The following is a 26273-nucleotide window of genomic DNA, read 5'->3' as shown; positions in this document are numbered from 1 at the left end:
GTGTGCCAAACCAAAAAAACAACAAAAATGGACATCGAACATGCCAGAACTCCCTATGGAGGACGCCGCTGCAGCGGCGTCTGTCTCCTGTGTGTCGAACAACACTCCACGCCGGCTGATGGCTTTGCTGGCCTTGAGCGTGCTGCCCGGTTCGCTGTGGGCTGCAGGCTTTATCGACGACAGCCACGGCACCCTGACCTTGCGCAATTACTACCTGGACCGTGACTACAAGGACGACGGTGCGAAGACCGCCGCGCGGGAATGGGCCCAGGCATTCATCCTCAACCTGGAATCGGGTTACACCCCTGGCCCAGTGGGCTTTGGCCTGGATGTACGCGGGTTAATGGGGGTCAAGCTCGACTCTTCGCCGGACCGCAGCGGTACCGAATTGTTGCCGGTGTCGGCCAGCGACAAACGCGCCGCCGACGAGTACTCGCGCCTGGCCCCAACCGCCAAGCTGCGGTTTGCGCAAACCACGGTCAAGGCCGGCGATGTGTCGATCTTCCTGCCGTTTGCCTTTGCCAGTCCGTCGCGGCTGCTGCCGCAAACGTTTCGCGGCACCACGTTGAGCTCCAAGGACATCGATGGCCTGACACTCAACACTGGCTATATCGATCGCATCAACAAACGCGACTCCACCGACTACCAATCCATGACTGTCGCCTCACCCAACCGGCGTTTCAACGCCACCGCCACCACGTCGCACCTGGCTTACGTGGGCGGTGATTACCAGGTCAATAAAGATTTCAGCCTGCGCGCCTACCATTCGCAGATCGCGGACCTCTACCAGCAGGACACCCTGGCGCTGCTGCACAACCTGCCGGTAGGCGATGGCGTGCTTACCAGCGACCTGCGCAGTTTTTTCAGCCGTGAGGATGGCAGTGCCAAGGCGGGCAACGTCGATAACCGCAACCTCTCGGCCTTGTTTGGCTACCGCCTGGGCGGCCATCGCGTCAGCCTTGGCTACATGCACTCAAGCGGGGAGACGGCCACGCCCTATATCTCGGGAACAGAGTTGATGGGCATGAGCGAACTGACCATGAGTTCAGACTTTCTCAACGCCAAGGAGCGCACCTGGCAAGCCATCTACGACTATGACTTCGCGGCATCGGGTGTGCCGGGGCTGAAGACTCGGCTGCGGTATGTGCGTGGCGACCATATCGAACTGGCGGCTTTGAATGCCGAGGATCGCAAGGAGCGCGAGTTCCAGATGGAACTGGGGTATGTGATTCAGAGCGGCCCGTTTAAGGACGTCGGGTTTATGGCGCGCAAGTCGATCTACCGCAATGACTTCCCGAGCGGCGCGGCCTTTCGCGATGAAAACCAGACCCGTTTCCTGGTGCTCTACACCGTGGCGCTCTGGTAAGCCGATCAGTCCTGATAGACCTTCTTCAGCAAGCGCAGCAGCGCTTCACGCTCCTGGCCGTCGAGGGCGGCGGTAGCGTCCAGGTCGCTCTGTGCGGCGATTGCCTTGAGCTCTTTGAGCAGGGTTTCGCCGGTCTTGCTGAGGAAGATCCCGTAGGAGCGCTTGTCCGGCTTGCAGCGTACCCGCACGGCAAGGGCGCGGCTTTCCAGCTTGTTCAGCAACGGCACCACCTGGGGTGGCTCGATGGCCAGGGCACGTGCCAGGTCGGCCTGCATCAGCCCGGGGTTCTGCTCGATGATCGCCAGGGCCGAGAACTGCGCAGGGCGCAGGTCGTGGTCCGATAACCGACCGATCAGGTTCTGGAACAGCTTGAGCTGGGCGCGGCGCATGGCGTAACCGATCAGATCGTCCAGGGCTGAATCCAGCGGCGGCCGTCCCTCATCGTTGTCGGGCAGGCCCTGGCTGGCGGTGGCGATGTTGGAAGGCTTGGCCATTGGCAGTGCAATCCTCAGAAGGTGGAGGTTAAGAAAGCTATCTAGTTTGCCGGTATTGGCGGGCTATGGCTACGCCGGGTTTTTACGGCGCCTGCAACGTAAGGGGTTTAATCACGTGAAATATTGGTTATTCAGATTAATAGTTAATTGACATAACTATATTTGCGGTTTAATTTCGAATCATCTTCACACCCAGAACAAGAGCGTACCGCCATGAGCAATTACGAAGGCCGTTGGACCACTGTCAAGGTTGAGATCGAAGAAGGCATTGCCTGGGTCATTCTCAATCGTCCGGAAAAACGCAACGCCATGAGCCCGACCCTGAACCGGGAAATGATCGACGTCCTGGAAACCCTGGAGCAGGACCCTGCCGCCGGCGTGCTGGTACTGACCGGCGCCGGGGAAGCCTGGACCGCCGGCATGGACCTCAAGGAATACTTTCGCGAGGTGGATGCCGGCCCGGAAATCCTCCAGGAAAAAATCCGCCGCGAAGCCTCGCAATGGCAATGGAAACTGCTGCGCATGTACGCCAAGCCGACCATCGCCATGGTCAATGGCTGGTGCTTCGGCGGTGGCTTCAGCCCGCTGGTGGCCTGTGACCTGGCAATCTGCGCCGACGAAGCGACCTTCGGCCTCTCGGAAATCAACTGGGGTATCCCGCCGGGCAACCTGGTGAGCAAGGCCATGGCCGATACCGTGGGCCATCGTCAATCGCTGTACTACATCATGACCGGCAAGACCTTTGGCGGGCAGAAAGCCGCCGAAATGGGCCTGGTCAACGAAAGCGTGCCGCTGGCTCAACTGCGCGAAGTGACCATCGAGCTGGCGCGTAACCTGCTGGAGAAAAACCCGGTGGTGCTGCGTGCCGCCAAGCATGGCTTCAAGCGTTGCCGCGAACTGACCTGGGAGCAGAACGAGGATTACCTCTACGCCAAGCTCGATCAGTCGCGCCTGCTCGACACCGAAGGCGGTCGCGAGCAGGGCATGAAGCAGTTCCTCGACGACAAGAGCATCAAGCCTGGCCTGCAGGCGTATAAACGCTGAAGGGCGCGGCCGCCTGGCCGCGCCGTTGTACTCTGCTTGAACGTATTCCCGATAAAGACAAAAAAGAGGAATCACCATGCTGGACGTGCCCCTGTTGATCGGCGGCCAGTCGTGCCACGCCCGTGACGGTCGAACCTTCGAACGTCGCAACCCGGTGACCGGTGAAGTGGTCTCTCGGGTGGCCGCCGCGACCCTGGAAGATGCCGACGCCGCCGTCGCCGCCGCTCACGCCGCGTTCCCCGCGTGGGCGGCGCTGGCGCCCAACGAACGCCGCACCCGCTTGCTCAACGCTGCCGAGCAATTGCAGGCGCGCAGCAGCGAATTCATCGCTGCCGCCGGCGAGACCGGCGCCATGCCCAACTGGTATGGCTTCAATGTGCGCCTGGCGGCCAATATGCTGCGCGAAGCGGCGTCGATGACCACCCAGATCACGGGGGAGGTGATCCCCTCCGATGTCCCCGGCAGTTTCGCCATGGCCTTGCGTCAACCTTGCGGTGTGGTGCTGGGCATCGCGCCGTGGAACGCTCCGGTCATCCTCGCCACTCGCGCCATCGCCATGCCGCTGGCCTGCGGTAATACCGTGGTGCTCAAGGCCTCGGAATTAAGCCCGGCGGTGCACCGCCTGATTGGCCAGGTATTGCAAGACGCAGGCCTGGGCGATGGCGTGGTCAATGTCATCAGCAATGCCCCGGCGGATGCCGCCGCGATTGTCGAGCGGCTGATCGCCAACCCGGCGGTGCGGCGGGTCAACTTCACCGGCTCGACCCATGTCGGGCGCATTGTCGGCGAGCTCTCGGCGCGTCACCTCAAGCCGGCGTTGCTGGAACTGGGTGGCAAGGCGCCGTTGCTGGTGCTCGACGATGCCGATCTTGACGCTGCTGTGGCGGCGGCGGCTTTTGGCGCCTATTTCAACCAGGGCCAGATTTGCATGTCCACCGAACGCCTGATCGTCGATGCCAAGGTCGCCGATGCGTTCAGCGCCAAGCTGGCGGCCAAGGTTGCGACCCTGCGTGCGGGTGATCCAGCGGCGGCGGATGCGGTACTGGGTTCCCTGGTGGACGCCAGCGCCGGCACACGCATCAAGGCCCTGATCGACGATGCTCTGGCCAAGGGCGCGCGGCTGGTGGTAGGCGGCCAACTGGAGGGCAGCATCCTGCAGCCGACCCTGATCGATGGTGTCACCGAACAGATGCGCTTGTACCGCGAAGAGTCCTTTGGACCGGTGGCCGTACTGCTGCGTGGTGAGGGTGATGAAGCCTTGTTGCGCCTGGCCAACGATTCCGAGTTCGGCCTGTCGGCGGCGATCTTCAGTCGAGACACCGGGCGCGCGCTGGCGCTGGCGCAGCGGGTCGAGTCGGGTATTTGCCATATCAACGGCCCGACGGTGCATGACGAGGCGCAGATGCCGTTTGGTGGGGTCAAGTCCAGTGGGTACGGCAGCTTTGGTGGCAAGGCGTCCATTGAGCACTTCACGCAATTGCGCTGGGTGACCTTGCAGAACGGGCCACGGCATTACCCGATCTGAGCAGGCGCCGCGACATAACAATAACAAGGCGGCTGTGATCCGCCTTGCTGGAGGACATCCTTGTGAGTTCCGAATTTCGACCGCAACCCCAGCCCGCACCGCGATACCGCGAGGTCTCCATCGGCCACGCACCGGTGGCGGTCACTGAAGAACACGGCGTGCTGCACATGCGCTCCCTGGAACCCCTGGCCGAGTTGCCGGCGCGCTTGCTCGATCGCCTGGTGCATTGGGCGCGGGTGCGGCCCGAGCAAACGTTTATCGCGGCACGCCAGGCCGGCGGTGATTGGCGCCGTGTCAGCTACCGCGAGATGCTCGACAGCGTGCGCGCGATTGCCCAGGGCCTGCTGAGTTACGGGCTGTCGGCGGACAAGCCGCTGGCCTTGCTGTCGGGCAACGACATCGAGCACTTGCAGGTCGCCCTCGGCGCGATGTACGCCGGCATTCCCTACTGCCCGGTATCGCCCGCGTACTCGTTGTTGTCCCAGGATTTCGCCAAGCTGCGGCATGTCTGCGACTTGCTGCAACCCGGGCTGGTGTTCGTCAGCGATGCGCCGGCCTACCGGCGTGCGATCGACGCCGTATTGCCGGCCGAAACCCCGCTGATCTGCGTGCGCGGCCAAGTGCCCGGGCGCAGCCAAATAAGCTTCGCCAGCCTGCTGCACACACCAGGTGGCGCAGAGGCTGAAGCGGCGTTCAAGGCCACCGGGCCTGACAGCATCGCCAAGTTTCTCTTCACCTCGGGCTCGACCAAATTGCCCAAGGCCGTGATCACCACCCAGCGCATGCTCTGCGCCAACCAGCAAATGCTGTTGCAGACATTTCCGGTGTTCGGTGAGGAACCGCCGGTACTGGTGGACTGGCTGCCGTGGAACCATACGTTTGGCGGTAGCCATAACGTCGGCATCGTGCTTTACAACGGCGGCACCTTTTACCTCGACGACGGCAAACCCACGGTCCAAGGCTTTGCCGAGACCCTGCGCAACCTCAAGGAGGTTTCGCCCACGGCTTACCTGACGGTACCCAAGGGCTGGGAAGAGCTGGTCAACGCCCTGGAACAGGACGCCGAGTTGCGCGAGCGTTTTTTTGCGCGCATGAAACTGTTCTTCTTCGCCGCCGCCGGCCTTTCCCAACGTATCTGGGATCGCCTCGACCGCGTGGCCGAACAGCACTGCGGTGAACGCATCCGCATGATGGCCGGGCTGGGCATGACCGAAGCCGCACCGTCCTGCACGTTCACCACCGGGCCGTTGTCCATGGCCGGTTATATCGGTTTGCCCGCGCCGGGCTGCGAGGTGCGCCTGGTGCCGGTGGACGGCAAGTTCGAAGGACGCTTTCGCGGGCCGCATATCATGCCGGGGTATTGGCGGGCGCCCCAGCAAACCGCCGAGGTGTTCGACGAGCAGGGGTTCTACTGTTCAGGAGATGCGATCAAGCTCGCCGACCCTCAGCAGCCGCAACTGGGCCTGATGTTCGATGGGCGGATTGCCGAGGATTTCAAGCTCTCTTCCGGGGTGTTTGTCAGCGTTGGTCCGTTGCGCAATCGCGCGGTGCTCGACGGCTCGCCCTATGTGCAGGACCTGGTGATTGCCGCGCCCGACCGCGAGTGCCTCGCAGCACTGGTGTTCCCCAGGCTCCACGAATGCCGTCGGCTAGCGGGCCTGGACGCCGACGCCAGCGACGCCCAAGTGCTGGACAGCGCGCCGGTGCGCCAGTGGTTCGGCGACTGGTTGCAACGCCTCAATCGTGAGGCCACCGGCAATGCCAGTCGCCTGGAATGGATTGCCCTGCTCGACGAGCCGGCGTCCATCGATCGTGGGGAAATCACCGACAAAGGTTCGATCAACCAGCGGGCGGTACTGCAATGGCGCGCCGCCAAGGTCGAGGCGTTGTATCGCGGCGAAGACACCACGCTGTTGCGTGCCGAGCCCAAGCCTTGAACGGGCAGTATTCGGCATTTGCCGATGTGGCGATTTTCGAGGCCGTGCGCACCCCCTGGATTGACCTGGGTGGAGCACTGTCTCAGGTCTCACCCACTGACCTGGGGATCAAGGTTGGCCGTGAAGTATTGGCCCGGGCGGGTATTGAGCCGCAGGCAGTGGACAGCGTACTGGCCGGCTCCATGGCCCAGGCCAGCTTCGATGCCTACTTGCTGCCACGGCATATCGGTTTGTACAGCGGTGTGGCGCAAGCGGTACCGGCACTGGGGGTGCAGCGCATCTGCGCCACCGGTTTCGAGCTGTTGCGCCAGGCCGCTGTGCAACTGCGGGATGGCGTGCAACTGGCCTTGTGTGTGGCCAGTGAATCCATGTCGCGCAACCCGATTGCGGCCTACACCCATCGGGATGGGTTTCGACTCGGCGGCGAGGTGCAATTTAAGGATTTTCTCTGGGAGGCCCTTTATGACCCGGCCCCTGGCCTGGACATGATCGCCACCGCCGATAACCTGGCGCGCCGTTATGGCCTGAGCCGCAAGTCCGTGGACCGCCACGCCTGTGACAGTCATCAGCGAGCGTTGCAGGCGCAGCGTGACGACGTGTGGGCGGAAGAAATCGTCACGGTCGACAACCAGGTGTTCGAGCTTGAGGGGTATCAGCCCAGGGGCATCAGCCTGGCGCGTCGGGCCAGTGCCGTCAGCACGGACAGCCACCCACGTCCCACCGACCTTGAAGCCCTGGCACGCTTGCGCGCCGTGCACCCTGGCGGTGTACAAACCGCCGGCAACAGTTGCGCCGTGGTCGATGGCGCAGCCGCCGCACTGGTGGGGCGCGCCTCGGCCTGCACGCGTCCGGCCCTGGCGCGTCTGTTGGCCAGCGCGGTGGTCGGTGTGGCCCCCGAGTTCATGGGCATCGGCCCGGCACCGGCGATCCGCCTGCTGCTGCAACGCAGCGGGTTGAACCTGGGTGACATCGGCCGCTTCGAGATCAACGAAGCCCAGGCCGCCCAGGTACTGGCGGTGGCCTATGAACTGGAGCTGGACAGCACCCGCCTCAACGTCCACGGCGGCTCGCTTGCGCTGGGGCATCCACTGGCTGCCACCGGCCTGCGCCTGGTGATGACCCTGGCCCGACAACTGCGCCAGCACAACCTGCGCTATGGGATTGCCGCAGCGTGCGTGGGCGGCGGGCAGGGCATGGCGTTGCTGATCGAGAACCCTGTCTACCGCGCTTGATTGTTTTTTAGTCGATGAGGTGTCCCGATGTGGAGCTACGAGGCGCCTTTGCGCGATATGCAGTTTGTCCTTGAACACTGGTTGCAGGCGCCCGAAACCTGGCAGCACCACCCGGCGTTCGCGGCCCTGGACCTGCCGCTGGCGCTACAGGTGCTGGAGGAGGCGGCACGCTTCAGTCAGGGCGTATTGGCACCGTTGAACAGCAACGGTGATCGCCAGGGCTGCCGCTGGCAGGCGGGCCGGGTCAGCACCCCGGACGGCTTCGTCGAAGCCTATCGCGCCTATGTCGACGGTGGCTGGCCGGCGCTGGCGTGCGCTGAGGAGCAGGGCGGGCAGGGCTTGCCGCAACTACTTGATGCGGCGCTGCAAGAGATGCTCTACGCCAGCAACCACGCCTGGGCCATGTACACCGGGATCGCCCATGGCGCCTACCTGTGCCTCAAGACCCACGCCGCTCCCTGGCTGCAGGCACGCTACCTGCCCGAGATTGTCAGTGGCCAGGCCTTGCCCACCATGTGCCTGACCGAGCCTCAGGCCGGCAGCGATGTCGGCTTGCTGCGCTGTCGCGCTGAACCCCAGGCGGATGGCAGTTATCGCCTCAACGGCAGCAAGCTGTTTATCTCCGGCGGTGAGCACGACCTCACGGCCAATATCCTGCACCTGGTGCTGGCGCGTTTGCCCAATGCGCCGCCGGGCAGTCGCGGCCTTTCACTGTTCCTGGTGCCCAAGCAACTGGACGACGGCCGTGCCAATGGCGTGCACTGCGACGGCATCGAACACAAGATGGGCATCAAGGGCAGCGCCACCTGCTCCCTGGTATTCGACGCCGCCCAGGGCTGGCTGATCGGCGAGGCCAATCAGGGCCTCGCGGCGATGTTCGTGATGATGAATTCGGCGCGCCTGCATGTCGGCCTGCAAGGCCTGGGGCATGTCGAGGCAGCTTGGCAGAATGCTCGGCAGTACGCCGCCGAGCGTGTGCAGATGCGTGCACCGTCAAGGCCCGAAGGTGTGGCGGCCCAGGCCGCTGACCCGATCCGTTATCACCCGGCCATGCGCCGCGTGTTGCTGGAGCTGCGCACCACCAGCGAGGGTATGCGCGCCATCGGCTATTGGGCGGCGCACCTGCTTGATCAGGCCGAGCATGGCCAGGACTTGTCGGCCGCCCGTTTGGCGCCTTTGCTGACACCCATCATCAAGGCGTTTTTCACCGAACAGGGCTTTCGCCAGGCGAGCAATGCGTTGCAGGTGTTTGGCGGTTACGGCTACGTCACCGAGTTCGCCATCGAGCAAACCCTGCGGGACAGCCGCATCGCGATGATCTACGAGGGCAGTAACGAGATCCAGGCGAATGACTTGTTGCTGCGCAAAGTGCTGGGGGATGAAGGCCGAGCCTTTGGCCTGCTGCTGGCCGAGTTGCGTGCCGAGGCCGGACAGGGCTTGCAGTATGTCGAGTGCGCAGGGTTCTCCCACGCATTGGGCAGTCTGTGCGACTCGCTGGCCGGTGTGGTCAGCGCCCTGCGTGAACGCTCGCAGGAAGACAGTGAATACCCCTATCGGGCTGCGCCGGATTTCCTCCAGCTATGTGGCGTGGCGTTACTGGCCTTTGCCTGGGCGCGGGCTGCGCGTGTCTCCAGGGCATTGCCCGAAGACGATCCGTTGCGTGCTGCCAAGCTGCACAGCGCCGGGTTCTTTTTCGATTACCTGCCGTCGCGGCTGGCGCACCACCTGGGTGCCATAGAGGGCGCGCGCGCCGCGCTGGCGTTCGTCTGACGGGATCGGATGCTTGCGGTACTATGGCCGGCCATGTTTTCTGGAAGTTGCCTGGATGAGTAAGCCCGGTCAATTGGTGCTGGTTGCACTGCGCAAGATGATTGCCAGCGGGGAGTTGGTGGCGGGGGAGCGCCTGATGGAAATCCCTACGGCGCAACGTTTTGGAGTGTCGCGCATGCCGGTCCGCATGGCATTTCGTACCCTTGAGCAGGAAGGGCTGCTGGTGCCGTTTGGCGGGCGCGGCTATCAGGTGCGCTCGGTCAGCCCCAGTGACATTGCTGGCGCCGTCGAAGTGCGCGGTGTGCTGGAAGGCCTGGCTGCGCGGCAAGCCGCCGAGCATGGCCTGTCGGATGCGGCGCGTGCGGCGCTGGAGCGCTGCCTGGTGGAAGGCGACCAACTGTTCGACAAAGGCTACGTGACTGAAGATGACCTTGAGGTTTACCACGACCTGAACATGCGCTTTCACCAGGTCATCGTCGAAGGCAGCCACAACCCGGCGATCGCGGATGCGCTGGCTCGCAATGATCACCTGCCATTCGCATCGGTGACCGCGCTGGCGGTGGATCGCGAGGACATGGCCCGCGAGTACCGACGCTTCAACTATGCCCACATGCAGCACCATTCGGTGTTTGACGCCCTGGTCAATCGTCAGGGCGCGCGGGCCGAAGCCATCATGCGCGAGCACGCCAATGCGACGTTGCGTTATGCCGAGATCTTCAGCTCAGCCACCGCCGCCGCGCGCATGAAGGTGATTTTGCCCACGTCGTGACACCTGTCAGATATCGAGCACCAGCAGCGGGGTCCTCGAGCGTGAACAGCAGGGCGTGAACTGATCATTCAGCGCCTGTTCCTGCTCGGTGAGGAACAGGTCGCGGTGCTCCGGTATGCCCTCCAGCACACGGGTCAGGCAGGTGCCGCAAATTCCCTGTTCGCAGGACACGGCAATCTCGATACCGTGGCTTTCGAGGACCTGGACCACGGTCTTGTCGGCGGGGATTTCGAAGACCTGGCCGCTGCTGCCGAGTTTCACCGAAAAGCTCCCGTCGAGGCTGTTATCCACCGGTGCCGCGCTAAAGTATTCGCGGTGCAGGCAGTCTTCCTGCCAGCCCTGTGCGCGTGCGCTGTCGAGTACATGCTGCATGAACCCGCCAGGGCCGCAGACATACAGGTGCACATCGTCTGCGGCCCCGGCCAGCACCTCGGCAGCATTCAAGGCCGTGTGCGGCTGCTCATCGAAATGCAGGAACACCCGCTCGGCAAACGGCGACGCCTTGAGCCGCTGCACAAACGCCGCTCGCTCACTGGCGCGGGCACAATAATGCAGGTCGAAGTCGGCACCTGCATGGGCCAAGCGCTCGGCCATGCACAGGATCGGGGTGATGCCGATGCCGCCGGCGAACAACAGGCTACGGCGTGCTTCATGGGCCAGGGAGAACAGATTGCGTGGTTCGCTGATCGTCAGGCGGGTGCCCTCGTGTACTTGCTCGTGCAAGCTGCGCGAGCCGCCGCGAGAAGCCGGGTCGTTGAGTACGCCGATCAGATAGCGATGACGCTCCTCGGGGTGATTGCACAGCGAATACTGGCGCACCAGCCCATCCGGCAGATGCACGTCAATGTGCGCGCCGGCACTGAAGGCTGGCAGCGGCTGGCCATCGACCCTGGCCAGTTCATAGCTGCAAATGTCCTGGGTTTCGTTATTACGGGATACCACCACCACATCGATCATGTTCGGTCCTCGCAGAGTGTCGCGCCGTTCAGGCGGTGGTGGTCGTGATCAGTTGCGGTTCGAGGGCGCGTTCCTTGGCAATCAGTCGCTCCAGGATCTTGCGCGACTGCACGCCGCCAGCATCGATATTCAACTTGAGCAGGTTGCGTTGCGGGTGGGCCAGCAGGTTCTGCTGCTGACGTTCGAGCATCTCCAGGTCTTCGCTGAAAATCTTCCCCTGGCCCTCGCGAATGCTGGCGGTCAGCGCCTCATCGTGAGGGTTAAAGTTGCGCGCCATGCCCCAGAAATACCAGATTGATGTCTCGGTTTGCGGGGTGATGAAGTCGACCACGATGCTTGCAGCCTTGTGTTCCGGCGCTGCGTGGTAGCCGCCCTTGCCGGCGTGGGCCACGCCGACTTCGATCAGCACATGGCTGGGCGGGGTGAAGCGACAGATCTGCCAGCGGTCCACCGGCACGTCCTCGGCAAGGTTGTTGCCGCGCAGGGCCATGCGCCAGAACGGCGGAGCCATGATGTTTTCCATGTGCCGGGCGGTAACGACTTCGTCGCCTTCAACCGTGGTGACGGGTGGGGCTTCATCGATTTCCTTTTGGCCGATGCTGGAGGCGTGGACGTAGGTTTCGTGGGTCAGGTCCATCAGGTTGTCGATCATCAAGCGGTAATCGCACTGGATATCAAAGAGCCCGCCGCCGTAGGCCCACTGATCGCTCACGGCCCATTCAAGATGATGAATCAGCGCGGGGTCCGCCTGGGCCTGATCGCCGGGCCACACCCAGATGAAGCCGTAGCGTTCCACCACCGCAAATGTCTTGTTGCACGGAAAACCGCGCACCCGCTGGCCCGGCATTTCCACCGTCTTGCCATCGCTCCCCATGACCAGGCCGTGATACCCACAGACCAGGTTGCCGTTTTCGACATAGCCCAGCGAGAGCGGCGCGCCACGATGGGGGCAGAAATCCTCGACAGCCACGACGCCTTCCAGGCCCCGATAAAACACCATTTTTTCACCGCAGATCTGCCGACCCAGAGGTTTTTGAGCGATTTCATCGGGTGTGCAGGCGACATACCAAGTGTTCTTGGGGTACATGGCAACTCTCCAGGCGAGGTATTATTCTTATTTAGTGGATCCATTAAATTTCTGGAGCTGCTGCGAGTCAATATTTAAATCAGTAATTTCAGGTTATTTTGGGCGATTATCGACAAAATAGATTTTAATGGATCCATTGAACTGGGGTGGTTTCGTGCGCCGATGGCAGAAGCGAAAGGCCTGCCGGCTGATTTGATTTGCTCATTAAATCCGACCTCACTAGCGAGTCACCACCGACTCCAGTTAGGTGTAATCATCAATGAATGCTCTGCCAAACCCGCGACCCACTTTAACGAAAACGCCGATCAGAAATGGTCGGCGTTTTTGTTTGTGCATTTTTATATTCGTCGCTGTGCATAGGATAATCAGCATCCGGCGGCAACCCTGGCGAACGCTCCCGCGTCCAGGTTTCGTCATAGGTTGCGGCGAGCGGCAAACGTGGCGCCCAGGCGCGGCCCACAACGCCAAATCCGGGCGGTTGGTTTTTGTAGCAGGCCGCGTTCTGCGCTATGCCGTTGGCGTCGAGTTCGCCGTCGTGATGTTTGGCCCGATCGAGGCACCACACCGGTTTGTCGATGGGCTCGATCTCTGGCCCTCGAAGATCCGCCAGTTGGAACGCCTATTGAAGCGAGCCAGGGTCGGTTCGGCTACGGCTACGGCTACGGCTACGGCGATGTAGCGGGTGTGGCGAAAGCCGGTGTCGGGGTGAACAGGCCTAACGGCGACTCCATACCAAGGCGCTACATCCAGCCGGCCGAGCCTGTTTACCACGTCCAACCACCGCGCCCGGCATGGGGGGCAAGACCATAAACATCGGCGGCCTGGTACGGACCCTGCTTGTCGCTGAACTACCCTGGGCTGCGGCCAAGGACGGGACATTTCCCCAGGCGTTCGCCATGACTAACAAACAGGGCTCTGCGTCGGTCTCGCTGTGGGTTTCCACCTTCGTCATGCAGGCGGCGATGATCCTGATGTTCTTCTCGAACAACGCGTGGAACGTGATGCTCTCCATCACCGGCGTGATGATATTGCCGGCCTACATCGGCGCCACGGGCTTCTTGTGGAAAATCATCGCGAATGGCAGTTACCCGACGACCGCAAAGGCCGGTAAAACCACGGCGTTGGTTAGCAGTGTGTTGGGTACGGTCTATGGGTGTTGGCTTGTTTATGCCGCTGGCCTTGAATACATGCTCGCCGGCGCCATGTTCTTTGCCATAGGCAACGGAGTGTTTATCTGGGCACGCAAAGAGCACTCGCCGACTGAGCCTGTGTTCAAAAGGCTCGAGATGATTGTTGCCGTGCTGCTTGTCGTCCTTGGCGTATTAGCGCTGTGGATGCTGTTCAGCGGCCACCTGGCACAGGTCTATTCTCGCGTTCCCGGTTGAACTGTTGTGACGATTCATTCAGCGCAGAGGCCTTGATCGAAGCACAGTCGAGGTCGACAGACAGCGATTTGTCCAAGGCGAAGCTGATTCAGTTGGCTTTATCTACGCTGGCGCTGATCGACGCTCCACGACGTCTGCGTCGCTCGAGCCATTCAAAGAGTCCCATGCCGGCTAACAGGGCGATGACAAAAACCACACCTTCAGGAATGCCCGAGCCTAGCAGCACCAAGGCCGGCCCCGGACAAATACCCGCCACGCCCCAACCGACGCCGAACAGAAGGCTACCCATGACCAGGCGCCGATCAATATTTCGAGCGGTGGGCAGGTTCATCGGCAGCCCCAGCAGCGATCGGGTTCGCGTTCTTGCGAATTTGAAACCGACTGCCGCCACCGCAATGGCGCCGCCCATGACAAAGGCCAGTGAGGGATCCCAGCGTCCGCTCACGTCGAGGAAACCTATGACTTTGGCCGGGTTTGTCATTCCGGAAACCAGCAAGCCGATGCCGAACACCAAACCGGCAACCCACGCATAAAAAAGCGGCATGCTCAAAGGCCTCCCAGGAGATGGCCAACGACATAAACGGTGATGAAACCCGCGCTCATGAACACGAGTGTGGCGACCACGGAGCGCGGCGATAAACGCGACAGACCACACACACCGTGACCACTGGTACACCCAGCCCCATAGCGCGTGCCAATACCGACCAGCAGGCCGGCAAGGATCACGAGTGGATAACCGGCGTCGATCTGCACCGCAGGCAATGGCGCGATAAGTTGGTAAGCCACGGGTGCCATCAGCAGCCCCAGCACAAATGCCGTTCGCCAGGCCACGTCCCCGGTCCCCGGGCGTAGCAGGCCGCCGACGATGCCGCTGATGCCGGCGATGCGACCGTTGAACAGTATCAACAGCACGGCGCCCGAGCCGATCAAGAGGCCACCGACCCATGCACTCAGCGGCGTGAAGTGGCTCATATCGATCATAGCGATTTCCTTTCAGGGCGCTGCGAGGAGGATGACTGATTGGGGCGGGCGGGCATTAATTCATGCCCAGCCAGTTGGGCAGTGCCAGGGTAATCCAGGGTACATAGGTAATCAGCACCAGGAACAGCAGCAAGAGCACCAGCCAGGGCATGGCTGCCTTGATGGTGGCAGGCACTGACATGCCCGTCACCGCGGACGTCACGAACAAGTTCAGACCGACCGGGGGCGTGATCAAACCGATCTCCAGATTGACCACCATGATGATCCCCAGGTGAATCGGGTCGATACCCAGTTCCATGGCGATCGGGAAAAGGATCGGCGCCAGGATCAGGATAATGGCCGAGGGCTCCATAAAGGCACCTGCCACCAACAAGACGATGTTCACCACCAGCAGGAAGGTCACCGGTGTCAGCCCCGCCTCGATCACCCAGGCCGTGATTTGTTGGGGTAACTGCTCGGTGGTTAATACGTGAGCGAAGAGCATGGCGTTGGCAATGATGAACATCAGCATGATGCTCAGCTTGGCAGCGTCCAGCAGCACTTTAGGTGTCTCGCGAAACGTCAGATCCTTGTAGACGAACAAGGCGATGAACGCCGAATACACCGCCGCCACGGCAGCGGCTTCCGTCGGCGTGAACATCCCGGTGTAAATGCCACCCAGGATGATCAGCATCAACAGCAATCCCCAGACGGCTTTACGCGCAGCACTCAGAAACTCACGCAGGGTTGCGCGTGGCAGGGCCGGCAAGTTTTTCTTAACGGCGACGATGTAGATTGCCACCATCAGCGTTATCCCCAGCAACAGGCCAGGTATGACGCCGGCCATGAACAGCTTGCCAACGGATGTCTCGGTGGCGGCGGCATACACCACCATCACGATTGAGGGCGGTATCAGGATACCCAGTGTGCCCGCGTTACAGACGATTCCCGCGCCGAATGCCTGCGGGTAACCAGAGCGCACCATGCCGGCAATCGCGATCGAACCCACCGCCGCAACCGTTGCGGGGCTGGAGCCGGAGAGGGCTGCAAACAGCATGCAGGCCAATACGGCGGCGATGGCCAACCCCCCACGGATATGGCCGACGCAGGCGTTGGCAAAGTCGATCAGCCGGCGTGCGACGCCGCCGGTGGTCATGAAGGCGCCCGCAAGCAAGAAAAACGGAATCGCCAGCAGGGTGTAGTGCTCTGATGTTTCAAACAACTTTATGGCCAGGGAGCGAACGGAGTCCGGGCTGAAAAATACAAGGGTCAGCGAGCCCGCCAGGCCCAAGGAAATGGCAATGGGCACACCAATGAACATCAATGCGAAGAGTGCCGCGAACAGGAAGGCAATGGTCATGGTTTATTGTCCTCGTGTTCGGTCAGTTTCATTACGTCGGCGGCTTCATCGGCCAGGCCGAGACCGGTTTGGCGGTGCAGCAGGATGCGCACGAAAATTTCAGCGAAACGGATGAATACCAATGCAAAACCCACCGGGACAATCAGCCCTATGTGCCATTGCATGATCCCGAAATGGCCAAGGTCCTCGGCGCCTATTCCCGCCGACATCAAGGTATGAATCCACTCGAAGCTGGCCACGCTGAACAGGCCGGCATAGAGCAAGCAGCAAAGACAGGCCAAGATCCCAATGAGCCGTTGGACGGGTTTACTCGCCAGCTTTACCAGCGCGTCAACGCCAATATGCCCGGCGGTGCGCACGCCATAGGACAGGCCGAAGAAGATCAGCCAGCCGAACAGCGCCTTGGTGAGTGAGGTGCTCCAGGTCATGGCTTGAGCCATGCTCATGACGCCATCGCCGATGGTGAACAATAGGTCGCTGGCGCCTTCCCAGTTATCGGCAAGCCGGTAGAAAAGCGTATAGAGATTGTTGAGAATGACGTAGACGAACGTTACCAATGTCATCGCGGCCAAAAGGAAGACAATGAAGCCTTCCTCGAAGTGTTCCCAGATGCGCCGAAAGGCCTGCATGGATGGCATCTCCCGTATCGTGATGACTGGCAGGTGCTACCACGTCGGCAACACCTGCCTCCCGGTCATTGAGCCTTGTTGGCGGCTTCGGCTGCGGTGATCAGCTCAGGGCCGATATCGGCTTCGAATTTTTTCCAGACGGGTTTCATCGCGACGCGCCATTGTTCGCGTTGTTCAGGTGTCAGGGTAATGATTTCGGTGGTTTTGCCGGCAATGATGCTTTGCTTGGCGTCCTGATTGAGCTGCTCGGCATCTTTGTTAACCTGCGCGGTCACCTGCACAATAATCTTGTCCAGTTCACTGCGAATGTCCGGCGGCAGGCCATTCCAGAACTTGGTGTTGGTGATCAGCATGTAATCGAGCACACCATGGTTGGATTCGGTGATGTATTTCTGCACCTCATGCATTTTCTGGCTGTAGATGTTCGAGTAAGGATTTTCTGCACCGTTGACCACACCGGTTTGCAAGCCCTGATACACCTCGGCAAAGCTCATCTTGCGCGGGTTGGCGCGCAGGGCCTTGAACTGCTCCTCAAGCACGGCAGAGGCCTGCACCCGAAACTTCAGGCCGCGGGCATCCCCAGGAACACGCAGCGGTTTGTTGGCCGACAACTGCTTCATCCCATTGTGCCAATAGGCCAGGCCGGTGATGTTTTTACTCTCCATGGACTTAAGCAGCCCCTGGCCCTGCGGGCTCATCTGGAAACGGTCAACCGCAGCGATGTCATCAAACAGAAAGGGCAGGTCATACAGTTGTAGGGTCTTTGTGTACTGTTCGAACTTGGCCAGTGACGGCGCAATTAACTGCACATCCCCCAACAACAGGGCTTCCATCTCTTTGCCGTCACCAAACAACGATGAGTTGGAATACACCTCGACCTTGACCTTGCCGGGTAAGCGTTCCTCTACCAGTTTCTTGAACAGCAGTGCCCCTTGGCCCTTGGGCGTATGGTCGGCGACGACGTGTGAGAACTTGATGATGATTGGATCAGCTGCCATGACTGCACTCATGCTCCCTAGAGCAACCGTGCAGGCGAGTGCCTTGCAGATGGATTTGAACATTTTGGGGGATTCCTCTTATTTTAGTTTTTGTGCGGCCTGTGCTCTGACGCGCATTTGGTTATACGGCTAAGCGTCCAGTCTAGGCAAAAAAACATCACTGAGTGCAGGCGCCTCAGCGTGAGAATGGAAAGCGCCACTGAGTCGTGTTCGCACCTTCTGCCCCTGCGCAACATCTGCGGCTTTAAAACGGGCCAGACTCTGGGGGCGCACGGGCCTCCTGGTATCCGCCCAGTCATACCGCCCATGCTTGTCTGTGGGCAGTTTCCGAGGCTACTCAAGCGCCTGTCAGGCCGCTAATGTGGGGGTTGCCGTATTGGCGTAGAGCGCACGCTCAAGTCGGCGTTGCTTGGCCGCTGAACTCGCGTGCTTCGCACCGTGTCAAGGGTGCCGAAAAAAAGGTTACTGAATATGTCGGAGACGCCAACCCCCCAGCAGAACCGTTTACTCGCCTTAATCCCTGGCGATGTTCGCCATCGTCTGTTTCCTGAGCTCGAGTGGGTGTCAGTTACCGTTGGCAGGATTTTATATGACCTCGGGGAGCTGCTGCGTTGAATCGGCCCGCAGCTGTGTCGTTGGTTATTACTGCCGTTGGATCGCCTACCCGATCACCCATTGGTGATGACCCAAGAACGCATTGCCAAAACCGCGCAGTCTTTGGAATAGGCTAAGGTTGACGAAGCGACCCGTCGACCCTAAAAAATTTACGAGAAATTTACGGGTGGAGACGTTTTGGCGCCGCGATACTGCGCGGCGCTAATTTGCCAGGTTATTGTTTATGTCCCACGCGGCAATACGACTCATCGGCTTTGTCTTAGGTCTGTTTCTGATTACGTTGGCCATCAGCATGGCCATCCCCATGATCACCTTGGTGGTCTATGAGCGCAGCGACGATCTGTCCGCCTTTCTTTGGTCCAGCTTGATTACGTTCGTCTGCGGCCTGTTGCTGGTCATGCGAGGGCGCCCAGAGACCGCTCAACTTCGCCCAAGGGACATGTACCTGCTGACGACCGGCAGTTGGGTGGTGGTGTGTATCTTCGCGGCGTTGCCAATGGTGTTTATCAGTCACATCAGTTACACCGACGCTTTTTTTGAAACGATGTCTGGCATCACAACCACCGGCTCAACGGTGTTGAGTGGTTTGGACACCGCCTCGCCGGGGCTGTTGATCTGGCGATCGATGCTTCACTGGCTGGGTGGGATCGGTTTTATCGGCATGGCCGTGGCGATTCTTCCGCTGCTGCGAGTAGGGGGCATGCGGCTGTTCCAGACAGAGTCTTCAGACTGGTCGGAAAAAGTGACGCCGCGCTCCCATGTGGCAGCCAAATACATTCTTTTTCTCTATCTTGGACTCACGGGGGGCGGAACGCTCGCGCTCTGGATTGCCGGGATGACGCCATTTGACGCCGTCAATCACGCCATGTCGTTGATCTCTACCGGTGGTTTCTCGACGTCGGACGCCTCGCTTGGGCATTGGACACAGCCTGCTATTCACTGGGTGGCAGTTGCCATCATGATTCTGGGTAGCCTGCCTTTTACGTTATATGTCGCGACATTGCGCGGCCATCGGCGCGCGCTGCTGAAGGATCACCAGGTTCGTGGATTTATTGGGTTCTTGGTCTTCGCGTGGCTGGCGGTAGGTACTTGGCTTTGTCTTCACAGCGATTACGGCTGGTGGGATGCATTTCGTATCGTGGCGGTGAATGTGACATCGGTTGTCACCACCACCGGCGTCGCCGTCGGCGATTACACCGTGTGGGGCAGTTTCTCGGTGTTGCTTTTTTTCTATTTGACCTTTGTGGGGGGCTGCTCAGGTTCCACGGCGGGGGGTCTTAAAATCTTCCGTTTTCAAGTGGCGGCAACTTTACTGGTGAGCAGTTTGAAGCAACTGATCCACCCACGCGCCGTGATTCAGAAAAAGTACAATGGCCACCCCATCGACGAAGAGATCTTACGTTCGCTTTTGACGTTCTCATTCTTTTTCACCATCACGATTGCTCTGATTGCCTTGGGCCTGAGCCTGATTGGGCTGGATTGGACAACGGCGTTGAGCGGTGCCGCTACGGCGGTGTGTAACGTCGGGCCTGGGCTTGGCACAATCATTGGGCCGGCCGGTAATTTCTCATCACTGCCGGATGCCGCCAAATGGCTATTGACCCTAGGCATGCTACTTGGACGGCTGGAAATCCTGACAGTGTTAGTGCTCGTCACGCCGGTATTCTGGAGATATTGAGTGCTCACTGTTGAGAGGCTTGAGCCAGGATAGACGGTCAGCACTCAGGGCCGTCGCGACGCGAAGCGCCGATGCTTATGCGGCCCAAAGGCTACTCGGTGATCCCATTCAGCGTGCAGTAATCCTTCCATGGCATCTCAACCATTTCTGACACTTCCCGATGAAACGCCAGGGTCAGGCGTTTCAGCTCTTGGGGTGACTGCGAAATCATTGTCAGCGTCAGCTCCCACACTTCTACCCCAAGCCTTGCGGCCTCTTGCTCAAAGGCCGATTCGATACACAGTTTCCTTTCAGCCTGACTCAGTCCCTGTACAGCGTCATTGAGGGATGAATCGCCTTCGAAGAATTTTGATAGCGCGAGTTCTTTGCGTAGATCATCGGAGTTCATGACGCTCTCCTCACTATTCACGTTACCTGGGCCTCATCGAACCAGCTGCGGACCGTCTGGGTAAAAAACAAATGCACGGTGTCCCACCAGCGTTGCCACCAATGACCTTGCTCTGCGTCCACAAGGACCACCAATGACCGACTCCCCAGCTTATGCTCGGCGTCGAACAGGTCGAGCCTTCCGACGACCGTGCCTGCCGTGATAGGGGCTTCGATGGGGCCATCAAACGCCAGGCGCATCTCGACGTCTCGATTTTTATTCTTGGGCAGCGTGAGGGTCATGTCTTCAAGCAAACCCACATTCACGTAGGGTTGTATGCCTTTCCAGAGCGCGACCTGCGAGAGTACTTCGCCACCTTTCTTATAGGTTTGGGTGTCGTAGAAGCGAAAGCCATACCCCATCAGCTTTTCCGTTTCTGCCGTGCGCTTGTGGGCGCTACTGGCGCCCAGAACTGCGCTGATCAAACGTTGCCCATCGCGCTGTGAGGAGGCGACCAAACAGTAGCCCGCTGCCTCTGTGTGCCCGGTCTTCAAGCCGTCGTAGGTGGAATTACGCCACAAAAGCGTATTGCGGTTGGATTGCTGAATGCCGTTCCAGGTGAAGGTTTTCTTGGCGTAAAGAGGGTAGTAGGTGGTCCCTTCGTTGATGACTTTTCGAGCCAGGGTCGCCATGTCACGTGCGGAAGAATAGTGCTCCGGGTCCGGTAGGCCGGTGGCGTTCATAAAGTGGGTGTTGAGCATTCCCAGTGTTGAAGCGGTTGAGTTCATCATTCCGACAAACCCGGCTTCGCTTCCAGCGATATGTTCGGCCAGCGCAACGCTTGCGTCATTGCCTGAGTCGATGATCACGCCGTTTAGCAAATCGTGAACCGAAGCAGAGCTGCCGGGCTTGAGAAACATCCGTGATCCACCTGTTCGCCAGGCATTTTCGCTCACGACGACCTCATCATCTGCGCTGATCAGGCCGGCCTTAATCTCATGCGTCGTGATGTACGCCGTCATTAACTTGGTCAGGCTGGCCGGTGGTAGGCGTGCATCACTGTTGTGGCTGGTAATGACCCTGTTCGTTTCCGCGTCGATGAGTATCCAGGCTTCGGCGCCCAGCTTCGGCGCAGCGGGGATCATTGTCCCCAGGGTTGCGTTGGCAGCCAGAGCGGCATTCGCCCAAAGAAGCGGTGGCGTTACACAGAGCACGGTTAACACACGCAGGAACAACAGATATTTCACAAGCAAAAGGCCTTGGGTCAGCGATATGTGCTGCCAAACTAGGCCTGGGCGCAGAGGCGCTCAAATTAACCAGTATTAAGTTAAATTTAATGTTGAGGTACAAATCGATCCGGGGCTTGACCGCTGAACATCGGGCAGTGAATCAATACGCGTGTTCCCCTGCCTGAGGCACCAGGGTGGATATCCAGTGTGTATCCGTGCAATTTCACGATGGCGGCGACTAATGACAGGCCTAAGCCGTGGCCTGGGTTTATCTGGCTTCCCTCGCCGCGATAGAGCCGGCGAATGACATGCGTACGGTCCGCTTCGGGGATGCCGGTACCATCGTCCACGACTTCAATAATGACAGCTGAGTCCTTGATGCTCCCCCGCAATTCGATATGGCCGCCCTCCGGAGTAAACTTAATGGCGTTATCGAGCAGATTGACCAGCGCTTCGAACAGTAACGAAGAGTCGCCATACACCTGGGCGCAATCGCTGGGAATGTCCAGCGAAAGCGTTTGGGCGCGGTCAAGTGCCATCGGCTCGTAAAACTCATGCGCCTGTTTCAACAACGACATGATCGGGAAGGGCGCAAAGGCAGAACGGCGACGAATATCCTCAAGCTCGGCGACCCGCAGCAGTCCTTGAAAGCGCACCATGATCGACTCGCTCTCCTCAAACGCCTGGTTCAAGGTCCGCTTATGTTCACGGGCCAGCGGCAATTTCTGGAGCTGATAGAGCCGTGCGCGTAAGCGTGTCAAGGGCGTGCGCAAATCATGGGCAATACCGTCGCAGACGCTTTTCACCTCGTGCATCAACTGCTCAATGTGATCGAGCATCGTGTTGACAGCGTTGGCCAGCATATCCAGTTCATCGCGGCGTGTTGACAACGGCAAACGCTCAGCCAGGTTGCCCGAAACGATACTTTCGGTACACAGCTGCAGGCGTTTGACACGGCGCAATGGGCGACGTCGCAGTAAGCGCCAGCCAATCAAACCGGGGATAAGGGTTAATGACAACCCCCACATCAGGGCCTGCTCAATAATGCCACCCACGGCGGAAATCGACCCGCCGTCACGTGCCAAAATCAGGATATGCCCGTCGGCGCGCCGTGCCAGCAAGGCATAGCTGCTTCGGGTTTCTGTGTTGGGTAACGCAATGCTCAAGCCGCGCTCAAGGTAATGAACCTGGCCATCGTCGGGCAGGTTGGAGCGCAGCTTCAGCAGGTCGCCGGCGACATGGGTGCCATCGGGTGCAAATAACCCGTAGGCGTCGATCCCGGGGGTCGAGTAAGCCTCACTCGCCGCCAACTCAGCAAGCAGGTTCGAGTCGTCGACCTTTTGATAGTAGTGGGCGCGTTGCAACAACGTACGCTCGGCAACCGTGCCCAGATAGTGGGAGATTTCCCAGTACAGCACACCGGTAAAGAGTGCTCCCCAGGCCACGAAGAACACCGCGTAAAACCCGATCAATCGACTACCGGACGAGCGCCATTCCTCATTTTTTGGTAGCGAGGACATAGCCGGCACCGCGTATTGTATGGATCACAGGTGAGTCTTTGTCGCTTTCCAGCTTTTTACGCAGCCGACCGATGTGCACATCAATGATGTTTGTCCCGGGGTCGAAGTGATAGCCCCAGACGCCTTCAAACAGCATGGTGCGAGTGACCAGTTGGCCGGCACTGCGCATCAGGAAGTTGAGCAGTTTGAACTCGGTGGGCAGCAACTGGATGTCTTCGTCATTGCGCGTCAGCTTGTGCTCCACCAAGTCCAGTCGCAGGTTGCCGCAACTGAGGTGTGGGTTGCTGGGGGCTGCGGCGGTGCGTCTGAGCAATGCGTCAAGGCGCGCGACCATCTCGACGGCCGAAAAGGGCTTGGTCAGGTAGTCATCGCCGCCCGCACGAAGTCCCAGAACGCGCTCATCCACGTCCGAAAGAGCGCTGATCATCAGGACCGGCGTCTGAATCCCAAGACTGCGCAAGGTGCTCACAATCGTCAGCCCGTCAAAGTCCGGCAGCATGCGATCCAGCGTGATGGCGTCGTAGCCGCCTGCAATCGCCAGGGCCAGCCCGTCGCGCCCGGTGGCCGCCCACTTTGAGCTGAAGCCGTGGCGCTGGAGTTCGGCGACGATGATTTCCGCCGTTACTTGGTCATCCTCTATGACCAACGCATTACTCATGATGTCCTCCCTTTGAACCTGTTTTTCGGTGTTCCCGACTCAATGCCGACACCCAGTGCCAGCGAACCCTATTGATCTAAGGCGCGTGCGAACACTAACTATTTCTTAACCCACCTTAACCTTCCCACCTCGCCAACATGGATATATTCCTGATAACACCCTAACGTGTTGGCTGAGATGAGCGGAAATGAGGGTGAACGTGGTCATCCGGCCATCAGTCGGTTTTGCACGTCCACAGTTGAATGAACGGATGGCGAGTGGTTGGCGCGCCCACCCAATGACTCAGGGCGGAACACTGGCCATCAACACACAGCTGGTAATCACCAGCCTCCGGTGTTCGCCCCAGGCGCAAGGGTTGCAAGGGGGGCACTAGGCGCCGGTAGTGCCAACTGCCATTTTCCAGTCGCGCGTCGTCTGGAACCTCCATCCCTGCGCCGTTACCGCGTACACGTGCTTCTTCCAGCACTAGCCCTTGCTCGGTCACGCGGTAGTCTTCCTCCCAGCGGATCTTTTCAATGGTGTGATCCCAGGCCAGCGTGAAGTGGGAAATCGACAGCTGGGCCCACACCACACCCGTCAGGCCCAGGCACACGCCGATCATGGGAGGGCTGGCTCGGCACGACGGGACCGCCAGATATGCTGGAATATCACCACGATCCCCAGCGCGAAGCCCAATTCATCGGTCAGCGGTAACGCCACCACCAGCAAGGCCCCAGCAACCACACACAGCAATCGCTCCCATAAGGGCATTTTGCGCTGCAAATACCCGGTGGACGCCATTCCCCAGAGCCCGACCGCCAACAGGGTCTTGATCAGCATGTACGCGGTCATCCACAAATTACCACCTTGCAGCATCAAGGCCGGGTTGTAGACCGCCATAAACGGTATGACAAACCCCGCCAGGGCAATTCGCACCGCCCACAGGCTGATCTTGAACCCGGTCTCTTTAGCGATGGGGGCCGCGGCAAAGCAGGCGAGGGCGACCGGGGGCGTCAGGTCGGCGAGGATGCCGAAATAAAATACGAACATGTGCGACACAATCAACGGCACGCCCAATTCCAAGAGGGCAGGCGCTGCGATCGAGCTGGTGATGATGTAGTTGGGAATGGTGGGAATCCCCATGCCCAGCACCAGGCACGTAATCATCGTCAGGATCAGCGAAAGCAGTAGGTTATCTCGGCCGATCGCCAAGATATACCCCGCAAACGTCGAAGCGACGCCCGTCAGTGAAACCACGCCGATAATGATGCCCACCAAGGCGCACGCGATGCCAACCGGTACAGCATGGCGTGCACCTTCTACCAGCGCGTGCAGGCAAATGGTCAGGGTTTCGTGCCCGCCCTTGATGAACCCACAGACCGCCACCAGCACTGCAATCACGGCAAAGATCACGCCGATTCCCAGTTGGAAAAAACCGGTACAGAGGATGCCCAGCGCTATCCAGAAGGCGCAGCGCAAGCCAAAGCTTTGTACTCTCAGGATGATCGCCGAGCCGAGAATCACGATAGCCGTGAGTGCCAGTCCGACCATGCCGGAAAACAACGGCGTACGCCCTGAAAACAGCAAGTAGACCAATACCAGCAGTGGGATCAGCAGGTACCAGTTCTCCTTCACAGCGTTCAACGCACTGGGGCATTGATCCTTGGGCAACCCCTTGAGGTTGGAGCGCTTGGCTTCCAGGTGGACCATCCAGAAGACCGAACCGAAATACAGGATGGCGGGGATCAATGCCGCTTTGGCGATCTCCACAAACGGTACGTTGATGGTTTCGGCCATGATGAAGGCGACGGCGCCCATGACCGGCGGCATCAGTTGACTGCCCATGCTGGCGGTCGCTTCCACTCCGCCGGCAAAGGCAGCCCGGTAACCAAAGCGCTTCATCAGCGGGATGGTGAATTGCCCTGTGGTCACCACGTTGGCGATCCCCGAGCCGGTAATAGTGCCCATCAGCGCCGATGAGGCCACGGCGACTTTGGCCGGCCCACCCAGTTTGTGGCCGAACAGGCCCATCGCAAAGTCGGTGAACAGTTTGATCATGCCTGCCTGTTCGAGGAATGCGCCGAACAGGATAAACAGGAAGATGTAGGTCGCCGAAACATAGGTGGGCGTGCCGTACAGCCCTTCGGTGCCAAAAGACAGTTGGTTGATGATTTGGTCGAAGCCATAACCTCGATGGGCCAGTTCACCCGGTAGATACTCGCCAAACAAACCATACGCCAGGAACAACCCGCATATGATCGGCAGGGCAATGCCCATCACCCGTCGCGCGGCTTCGAACACCAGCACCACCAGCACAATGCCGATCACCGTGTCCGCGGTTGTCAGGTCCCCAGAGCGCTGGATCAGGTCAGCCTCGTACCACCATTGATAGAAGGCGGTGGCAATGGCTGCCAGGCTGAGAACCCAGGCCAATGGTTGCCAGGGGCGCTTGTTGCCATAGGCCGGATAGCTCAGGTAAACCACCCACAATAGAAAGCCGACGTGTATCGCGCGCAGTACCTGGCTTGAAAAGGGTGAAAACGCTGCCGTGACGATCTGAAAGATCGAAAATAACAACGCGACGTAAAACAGCGTTTTTGGCCAGTCTCGCGGGTTCGCAGAGATGCCGTGATGATCTTCACTCATTAGCTGCCTGCCTCACTGCATGGAAAAAGGGCGGACCGTTGGCGCAGCGATCGGGTGCCGCTGCGCCG

At 59.9% G+C, this 26273-nt stretch carries 24 protein-coding genes and 1 pseudogene; 10 read left to right on the top strand and 15 right to left on the bottom strand.

Translation table 11 applies throughout. From position 1 onward, the window contains the following. The first annotated feature begins 40 nt into the window (after window positions 1-40). Entirely contained in the window at window positions 41-1366 is a 1326-nt protein-coding gene (locus tag AACY36_RS15915) for an OprD family porin (protein ID WP_339428064.1), read from the top strand. Between the two features lie 5 nt (window positions 1367-1371). On the opposite strand, the gene AACY36_RS15910 is transcribed toward AACY36_RS15915, so the two are convergent. After that, complete coding sequence (locus AACY36_RS15910; protein ID WP_339419453.1) at window positions 1372-1860, bottom strand: MarR family winged helix-turn-helix transcriptional regulator; 489 nt, start codon at window positions 1858-1860, stop codon at window positions 1372-1374. A 213-nt stretch (window positions 1861-2073) separates the two neighbouring features. On the opposite strand from AACY36_RS15910, the gene AACY36_RS15905 reads away from it, so the two are divergent. The 6 genes from AACY36_RS15905 (at window position 2074) to AACY36_RS15880 (ending at window position 10137) form a co-directional block, all read left to right on the top strand. Further along, the gene (locus AACY36_RS15905) at window positions 2074-2904 is read left to right on the top strand and encodes a p-hydroxycinnamoyl CoA hydratase/lyase (protein WP_010567568.1); all 831 of its coding nucleotides are present in this window, start codon (window positions 2074-2076) and stop codon (window positions 2902-2904) included. Window positions 2905-2980: 76 nt separating this feature from the next. Beyond that, window positions 2981-4429, top strand: coding sequence for an aldehyde dehydrogenase (locus AACY36_RS15900; RefSeq protein ID WP_339419449.1), 1449 nt, complete (start codon window positions 2981-2983; stop codon window positions 4427-4429). Between the two features lie 62 nt (window positions 4430-4491). Beyond that, entirely contained in the window at window positions 4492-6366 is a 1875-nt protein-coding gene (locus AACY36_RS15895) for a feruloyl-CoA synthase (protein ID WP_339497290.1), read from the top strand. Beyond that, window positions 6363-7598 (top strand): thiolase family protein, encoded by a 1236-nt coding sequence (locus tag AACY36_RS15890; protein WP_339419445.1) that lies wholly within the window; start codon window positions 6363-6365, stop codon window positions 7596-7598. Before AACY36_RS15895 ends, AACY36_RS15890 begins: the two co-directional genes overlap by 4 nt. Before the next feature lie 27 nt (window positions 7599-7625). Then, window positions 7626-9368 (top strand): acyl-CoA dehydrogenase, encoded by a 1743-nt coding sequence (locus AACY36_RS15885; RefSeq protein WP_339419443.1) that lies wholly within the window; start codon window positions 7626-7628, stop codon window positions 9366-9368. A gap of 55 nt (window positions 9369-9423) precedes the next feature. After that, a complete protein-coding gene (locus tag AACY36_RS15880) occupies window positions 9424-10137 on the top strand; it encodes a GntR family transcriptional regulator (protein WP_339419441.1) in 714 nt (237 codons plus the stop codon). 6 nt (window positions 10138-10143) lie between these two features. Here the strand turns inward: AACY36_RS15880 and AACY36_RS15875 are convergent, their stop codons facing one another. From AACY36_RS15875 to AACY36_RS15865, 3 genes are all read right to left on the bottom strand, one after another. After that, complete coding sequence (locus AACY36_RS15875) at window positions 10144-11094, bottom strand: PDR/VanB family oxidoreductase (protein ID WP_339419439.1); 951 nt, start codon at window positions 11092-11094, stop codon at window positions 10144-10146. Window positions 11095-11122: 28 nt separating this feature from the next. After that, the gene (locus AACY36_RS15870) at window positions 11123-12181 is read right to left on the bottom strand and encodes an aromatic ring-hydroxylating dioxygenase subunit alpha (RefSeq protein WP_339419437.1); all 1059 of its coding nucleotides are present in this window, start codon (window positions 12179-12181) and stop codon (window positions 11123-11125) included. A 289-nt stretch (window positions 12182-12470) separates the two neighbouring features. Continuing rightward, window positions 12471-12746 carry a DUF2169 domain-containing protein gene (locus AACY36_RS15865; protein ID WP_339419435.1) on the bottom strand — a complete coding sequence of 92 codons (276 nt, stop codon included), beginning with the start codon at window positions 12744-12746 and terminating at the stop codon, window positions 12471-12473. 241 nt (window positions 12747-12987) lie between these two features. Here AACY36_RS15865 and AACY36_RS15860 point away from each other — a divergent pair, with 241 nt between their 5' ends. Beyond that, on the top strand, window positions 12988-13566 hold the full coding sequence (locus AACY36_RS15860; protein WP_445261118.1) for an amino acid permease: 579 nt from the start codon (window positions 12988-12990) through the stop codon (window positions 13564-13566). An 88-nt stretch (window positions 13567-13654) separates the two neighbouring features. Here the strand turns inward: AACY36_RS15860 and AACY36_RS15855 are convergent, their stop codons facing one another. From AACY36_RS15855 to AACY36_RS15835, 5 genes are all read right to left on the bottom strand, one after another. Beyond that, window positions 13655-14110, bottom strand: a complete 456-nt coding sequence (locus tag AACY36_RS15855; RefSeq protein WP_339419431.1) for a YeeE/YedE family protein — start codon at window positions 14108-14110, stop codon at window positions 13655-13657. 2 nt (window positions 14111-14112) lie between these two features. Then, window positions 14113-14547, bottom strand: a complete 435-nt coding sequence (locus AACY36_RS15850; protein WP_339419429.1) for a YeeE/YedE family protein — start codon at window positions 14545-14547, stop codon at window positions 14113-14115. 55 nt (window positions 14548-14602) lie between these two features. Further along, window positions 14603-15886 carry a C4-dicarboxylate TRAP transporter large permease protein DctM gene (dctM, locus tag AACY36_RS15845; RefSeq protein ID WP_339419427.1) on the bottom strand — a complete coding sequence of 428 codons (1284 nt, stop codon included), beginning with the start codon at window positions 15884-15886 and terminating at the stop codon, window positions 14603-14605. Next, a complete protein-coding gene (locus AACY36_RS15840; protein WP_339419425.1) occupies window positions 15883-16515 on the bottom strand; it encodes a TRAP transporter small permease in 633 nt (210 codons plus the stop codon). Before AACY36_RS15840 ends, dctM begins: the two co-directional genes overlap by 4 nt. A gap of 65 nt (window positions 16516-16580) precedes the next feature. Further along, complete coding sequence (locus AACY36_RS15835; RefSeq protein ID WP_445261721.1) at window positions 16581-17576, bottom strand: TRAP transporter substrate-binding protein; 996 nt, start codon at window positions 17574-17576, stop codon at window positions 16581-16583. Window positions 17577-18128: 552 nt separating this feature from the next. On the opposite strand from AACY36_RS15835, the pseudogene AACY36_RS28315 reads away from it, so the two are divergent. Beyond that, window positions 18129-18215 (top strand): annotated as a pseudogene (locus tag AACY36_RS28315) (Crp/Fnr family transcriptional regulator); the annotation flags it as partial. Window positions 18216-18351: 136 nt separating this feature from the next. Further along, complete coding sequence (locus tag AACY36_RS15830; RefSeq protein WP_339419423.1) at window positions 18352-19806, top strand: TrkH family potassium uptake protein; 1455 nt, start codon at window positions 18352-18354, stop codon at window positions 19804-19806. A gap of 91 nt (window positions 19807-19897) precedes the next feature. Here AACY36_RS15830 and AACY36_RS15825 read toward each other — a convergent pair whose 3' ends face one another. From AACY36_RS15825 to AACY36_RS15800, 6 genes are all read right to left on the bottom strand, one after another. Next, window positions 19898-20194 carry a DUF6388 family protein gene (locus tag AACY36_RS15825; protein WP_339419421.1) on the bottom strand — a complete coding sequence of 99 codons (297 nt, stop codon included), beginning with the start codon at window positions 20192-20194 and terminating at the stop codon, window positions 19898-19900. A 17-nt stretch (window positions 20195-20211) separates the two neighbouring features. Beyond that, complete coding sequence (locus AACY36_RS15820; RefSeq protein ID WP_370467855.1) at window positions 20212-21420, bottom strand: D-alanyl-D-alanine carboxypeptidase family protein; 1209 nt, start codon at window positions 21418-21420, stop codon at window positions 20212-20214. Window positions 21421-21506: 86 nt separating this feature from the next. Further along, on the bottom strand, window positions 21507-22922 hold the full coding sequence (locus AACY36_RS15815; RefSeq protein WP_339428063.1) for a sensor histidine kinase: 1416 nt from the start codon (window positions 22920-22922) through the stop codon (window positions 21507-21509). Further along, window positions 22900-23580, bottom strand: coding sequence for a response regulator transcription factor (locus AACY36_RS15810; protein ID WP_339419418.1), 681 nt, complete (start codon window positions 23578-23580; stop codon window positions 22900-22902). The genes AACY36_RS15815 and AACY36_RS15810 overlap by 23 nt, the downstream gene beginning before the upstream one ends. Window positions 23581-23794: 214 nt before the next feature. Beyond that, a complete protein-coding gene (locus tag AACY36_RS15805; protein ID WP_339419416.1) occupies window positions 23795-24181 on the bottom strand; it encodes a DUF1850 domain-containing protein in 387 nt (128 codons plus the stop codon). Then, complete coding sequence (locus tag AACY36_RS15800; RefSeq protein ID WP_339419414.1) at window positions 24178-26205, bottom strand: TRAP transporter permease; 2028 nt, start codon at window positions 26203-26205, stop codon at window positions 24178-24180. Before AACY36_RS15800 ends, AACY36_RS15805 begins: the two co-directional genes overlap by 4 nt. Window positions 26206-26273 lie beyond the last annotated feature (68 nt).

Origin of the sequence: Pseudomonas sp. EA_15y_Pfl1_P101 (genome assembly GCF_963970835.1) — a bacterium.
Taxonomy (GTDB): domain Bacteria; phylum Pseudomonadota; class Gammaproteobacteria; order Pseudomonadales; family Pseudomonadaceae; genus Aquipseudomonas; species Aquipseudomonas tritici.
Note: the sequence above shows the minus strand (reverse complement) of the source record. Positions and strands in the feature narration are given on the sequence as shown.

What these genes read in the sequence shown, in the direction of transcription:
- AACY36_RS15850 (WP_339419429.1), bottom strand. Translation starts at nt 14,547, where the DNA reads ATGATCGATATGAGCCACTTCACGCCGCTGAGTGCATGGGTCGGTGGC.
- dctM (WP_339419427.1), bottom strand. Translation starts at nt 15,886, where the DNA reads ATGACCATTGCCTTCCTGTTCGCGGCACTCTTCGCATTGATGTTCATT.
- AACY36_RS15805 (WP_339419416.1), bottom strand. Translation starts at nt 24,181, where the DNA reads ATGATCGGCGTGTGCCTGGGCCTGACGGGTGTGGTGTGGGCCCAGCTG.
- AACY36_RS15885 (WP_339419443.1), top strand. Translation starts at nt 7,626, where the DNA reads ATGTGGAGCTACGAGGCGCCTTTGCGCGATATGCAGTTTGTCCTTGAA.
- AACY36_RS15905 (WP_010567568.1), top strand. Translation starts at nt 2,074, where the DNA reads ATGAGCAATTACGAAGGCCGTTGGACCACTGTCAAGGTTGAGATCGAA.
- AACY36_RS15880 (WP_339419441.1), top strand. Translation starts at nt 9,424, where the DNA reads ATGAGTAAGCCCGGTCAATTGGTGCTGGTTGCACTGCGCAAGATGATT.
- AACY36_RS15875 (WP_339419439.1), bottom strand. Translation starts at nt 11,094, where the DNA reads ATGATCGATGTGGTGGTGGTATCCCGTAATAACGAAACCCAGGACATT.
- AACY36_RS15900 (WP_339419449.1), top strand. Translation starts at nt 2,981, where the DNA reads ATGCTGGACGTGCCCCTGTTGATCGGCGGCCAGTCGTGCCACGCCCGT.
- AACY36_RS15830 (WP_339419423.1), top strand. Translation starts at nt 18,352, where the DNA reads ATGTCCCACGCGGCAATACGACTCATCGGCTTTGTCTTAGGTCTGTTT.
- AACY36_RS15840 (WP_339419425.1), bottom strand. Translation starts at nt 16,515, where the DNA reads ATGCAGGCCTTTCGGCGCATCTGGGAACACTTCGAGGAAGGCTTCATT.
- AACY36_RS15910 (WP_339419453.1), bottom strand. Translation starts at nt 1,860, where the DNA reads ATGGCCAAGCCTTCCAACATCGCCACCGCCAGCCAGGGCCTGCCCGAC.
- AACY36_RS15800 (WP_339419414.1), bottom strand. Translation starts at nt 26,205, where the DNA reads ATGAGTGAAGATCATCACGGCATCTCTGCGAACCCGCGAGACTGGCCA.
- AACY36_RS15870 (WP_339419437.1), bottom strand. Translation starts at nt 12,181, where the DNA reads ATGTACCCCAAGAACACTTGGTATGTCGCCTGCACACCCGATGAAATC.
- AACY36_RS15835 (WP_445261721.1), bottom strand. Translation starts at nt 17,576, where the DNA reads ATGTTCAAATCCATCTGCAAGGCACTCGCCTGCACGGTTGCTCTAGGG.
- AACY36_RS15815 (WP_339428063.1), bottom strand. Translation starts at nt 22,922, where the DNA reads ATGTCCTCGCTACCAAAAAATGAGGAATGGCGCTCGTCCGGTAGTCGA.
- AACY36_RS15825 (WP_339419421.1), bottom strand. Translation starts at nt 20,194, where the DNA reads ATGAACTCCGATGATCTACGCAAAGAACTCGCGCTATCAAAATTCTTC.
- AACY36_RS15915 (WP_339428064.1), top strand. Translation starts at nt 41, where the DNA reads ATGCCAGAACTCCCTATGGAGGACGCCGCTGCAGCGGCGTCTGTCTCC.
- AACY36_RS15855 (WP_339419431.1), bottom strand. Translation starts at nt 14,110, where the DNA reads ATGCCGCTTTTTTATGCGTGGGTTGCCGGTTTGGTGTTCGGCATCGGC.
- AACY36_RS15810 (WP_339419418.1), bottom strand. Translation starts at nt 23,580, where the DNA reads ATGAGTAATGCGTTGGTCATAGAGGATGACCAAGTAACGGCGGAAATC.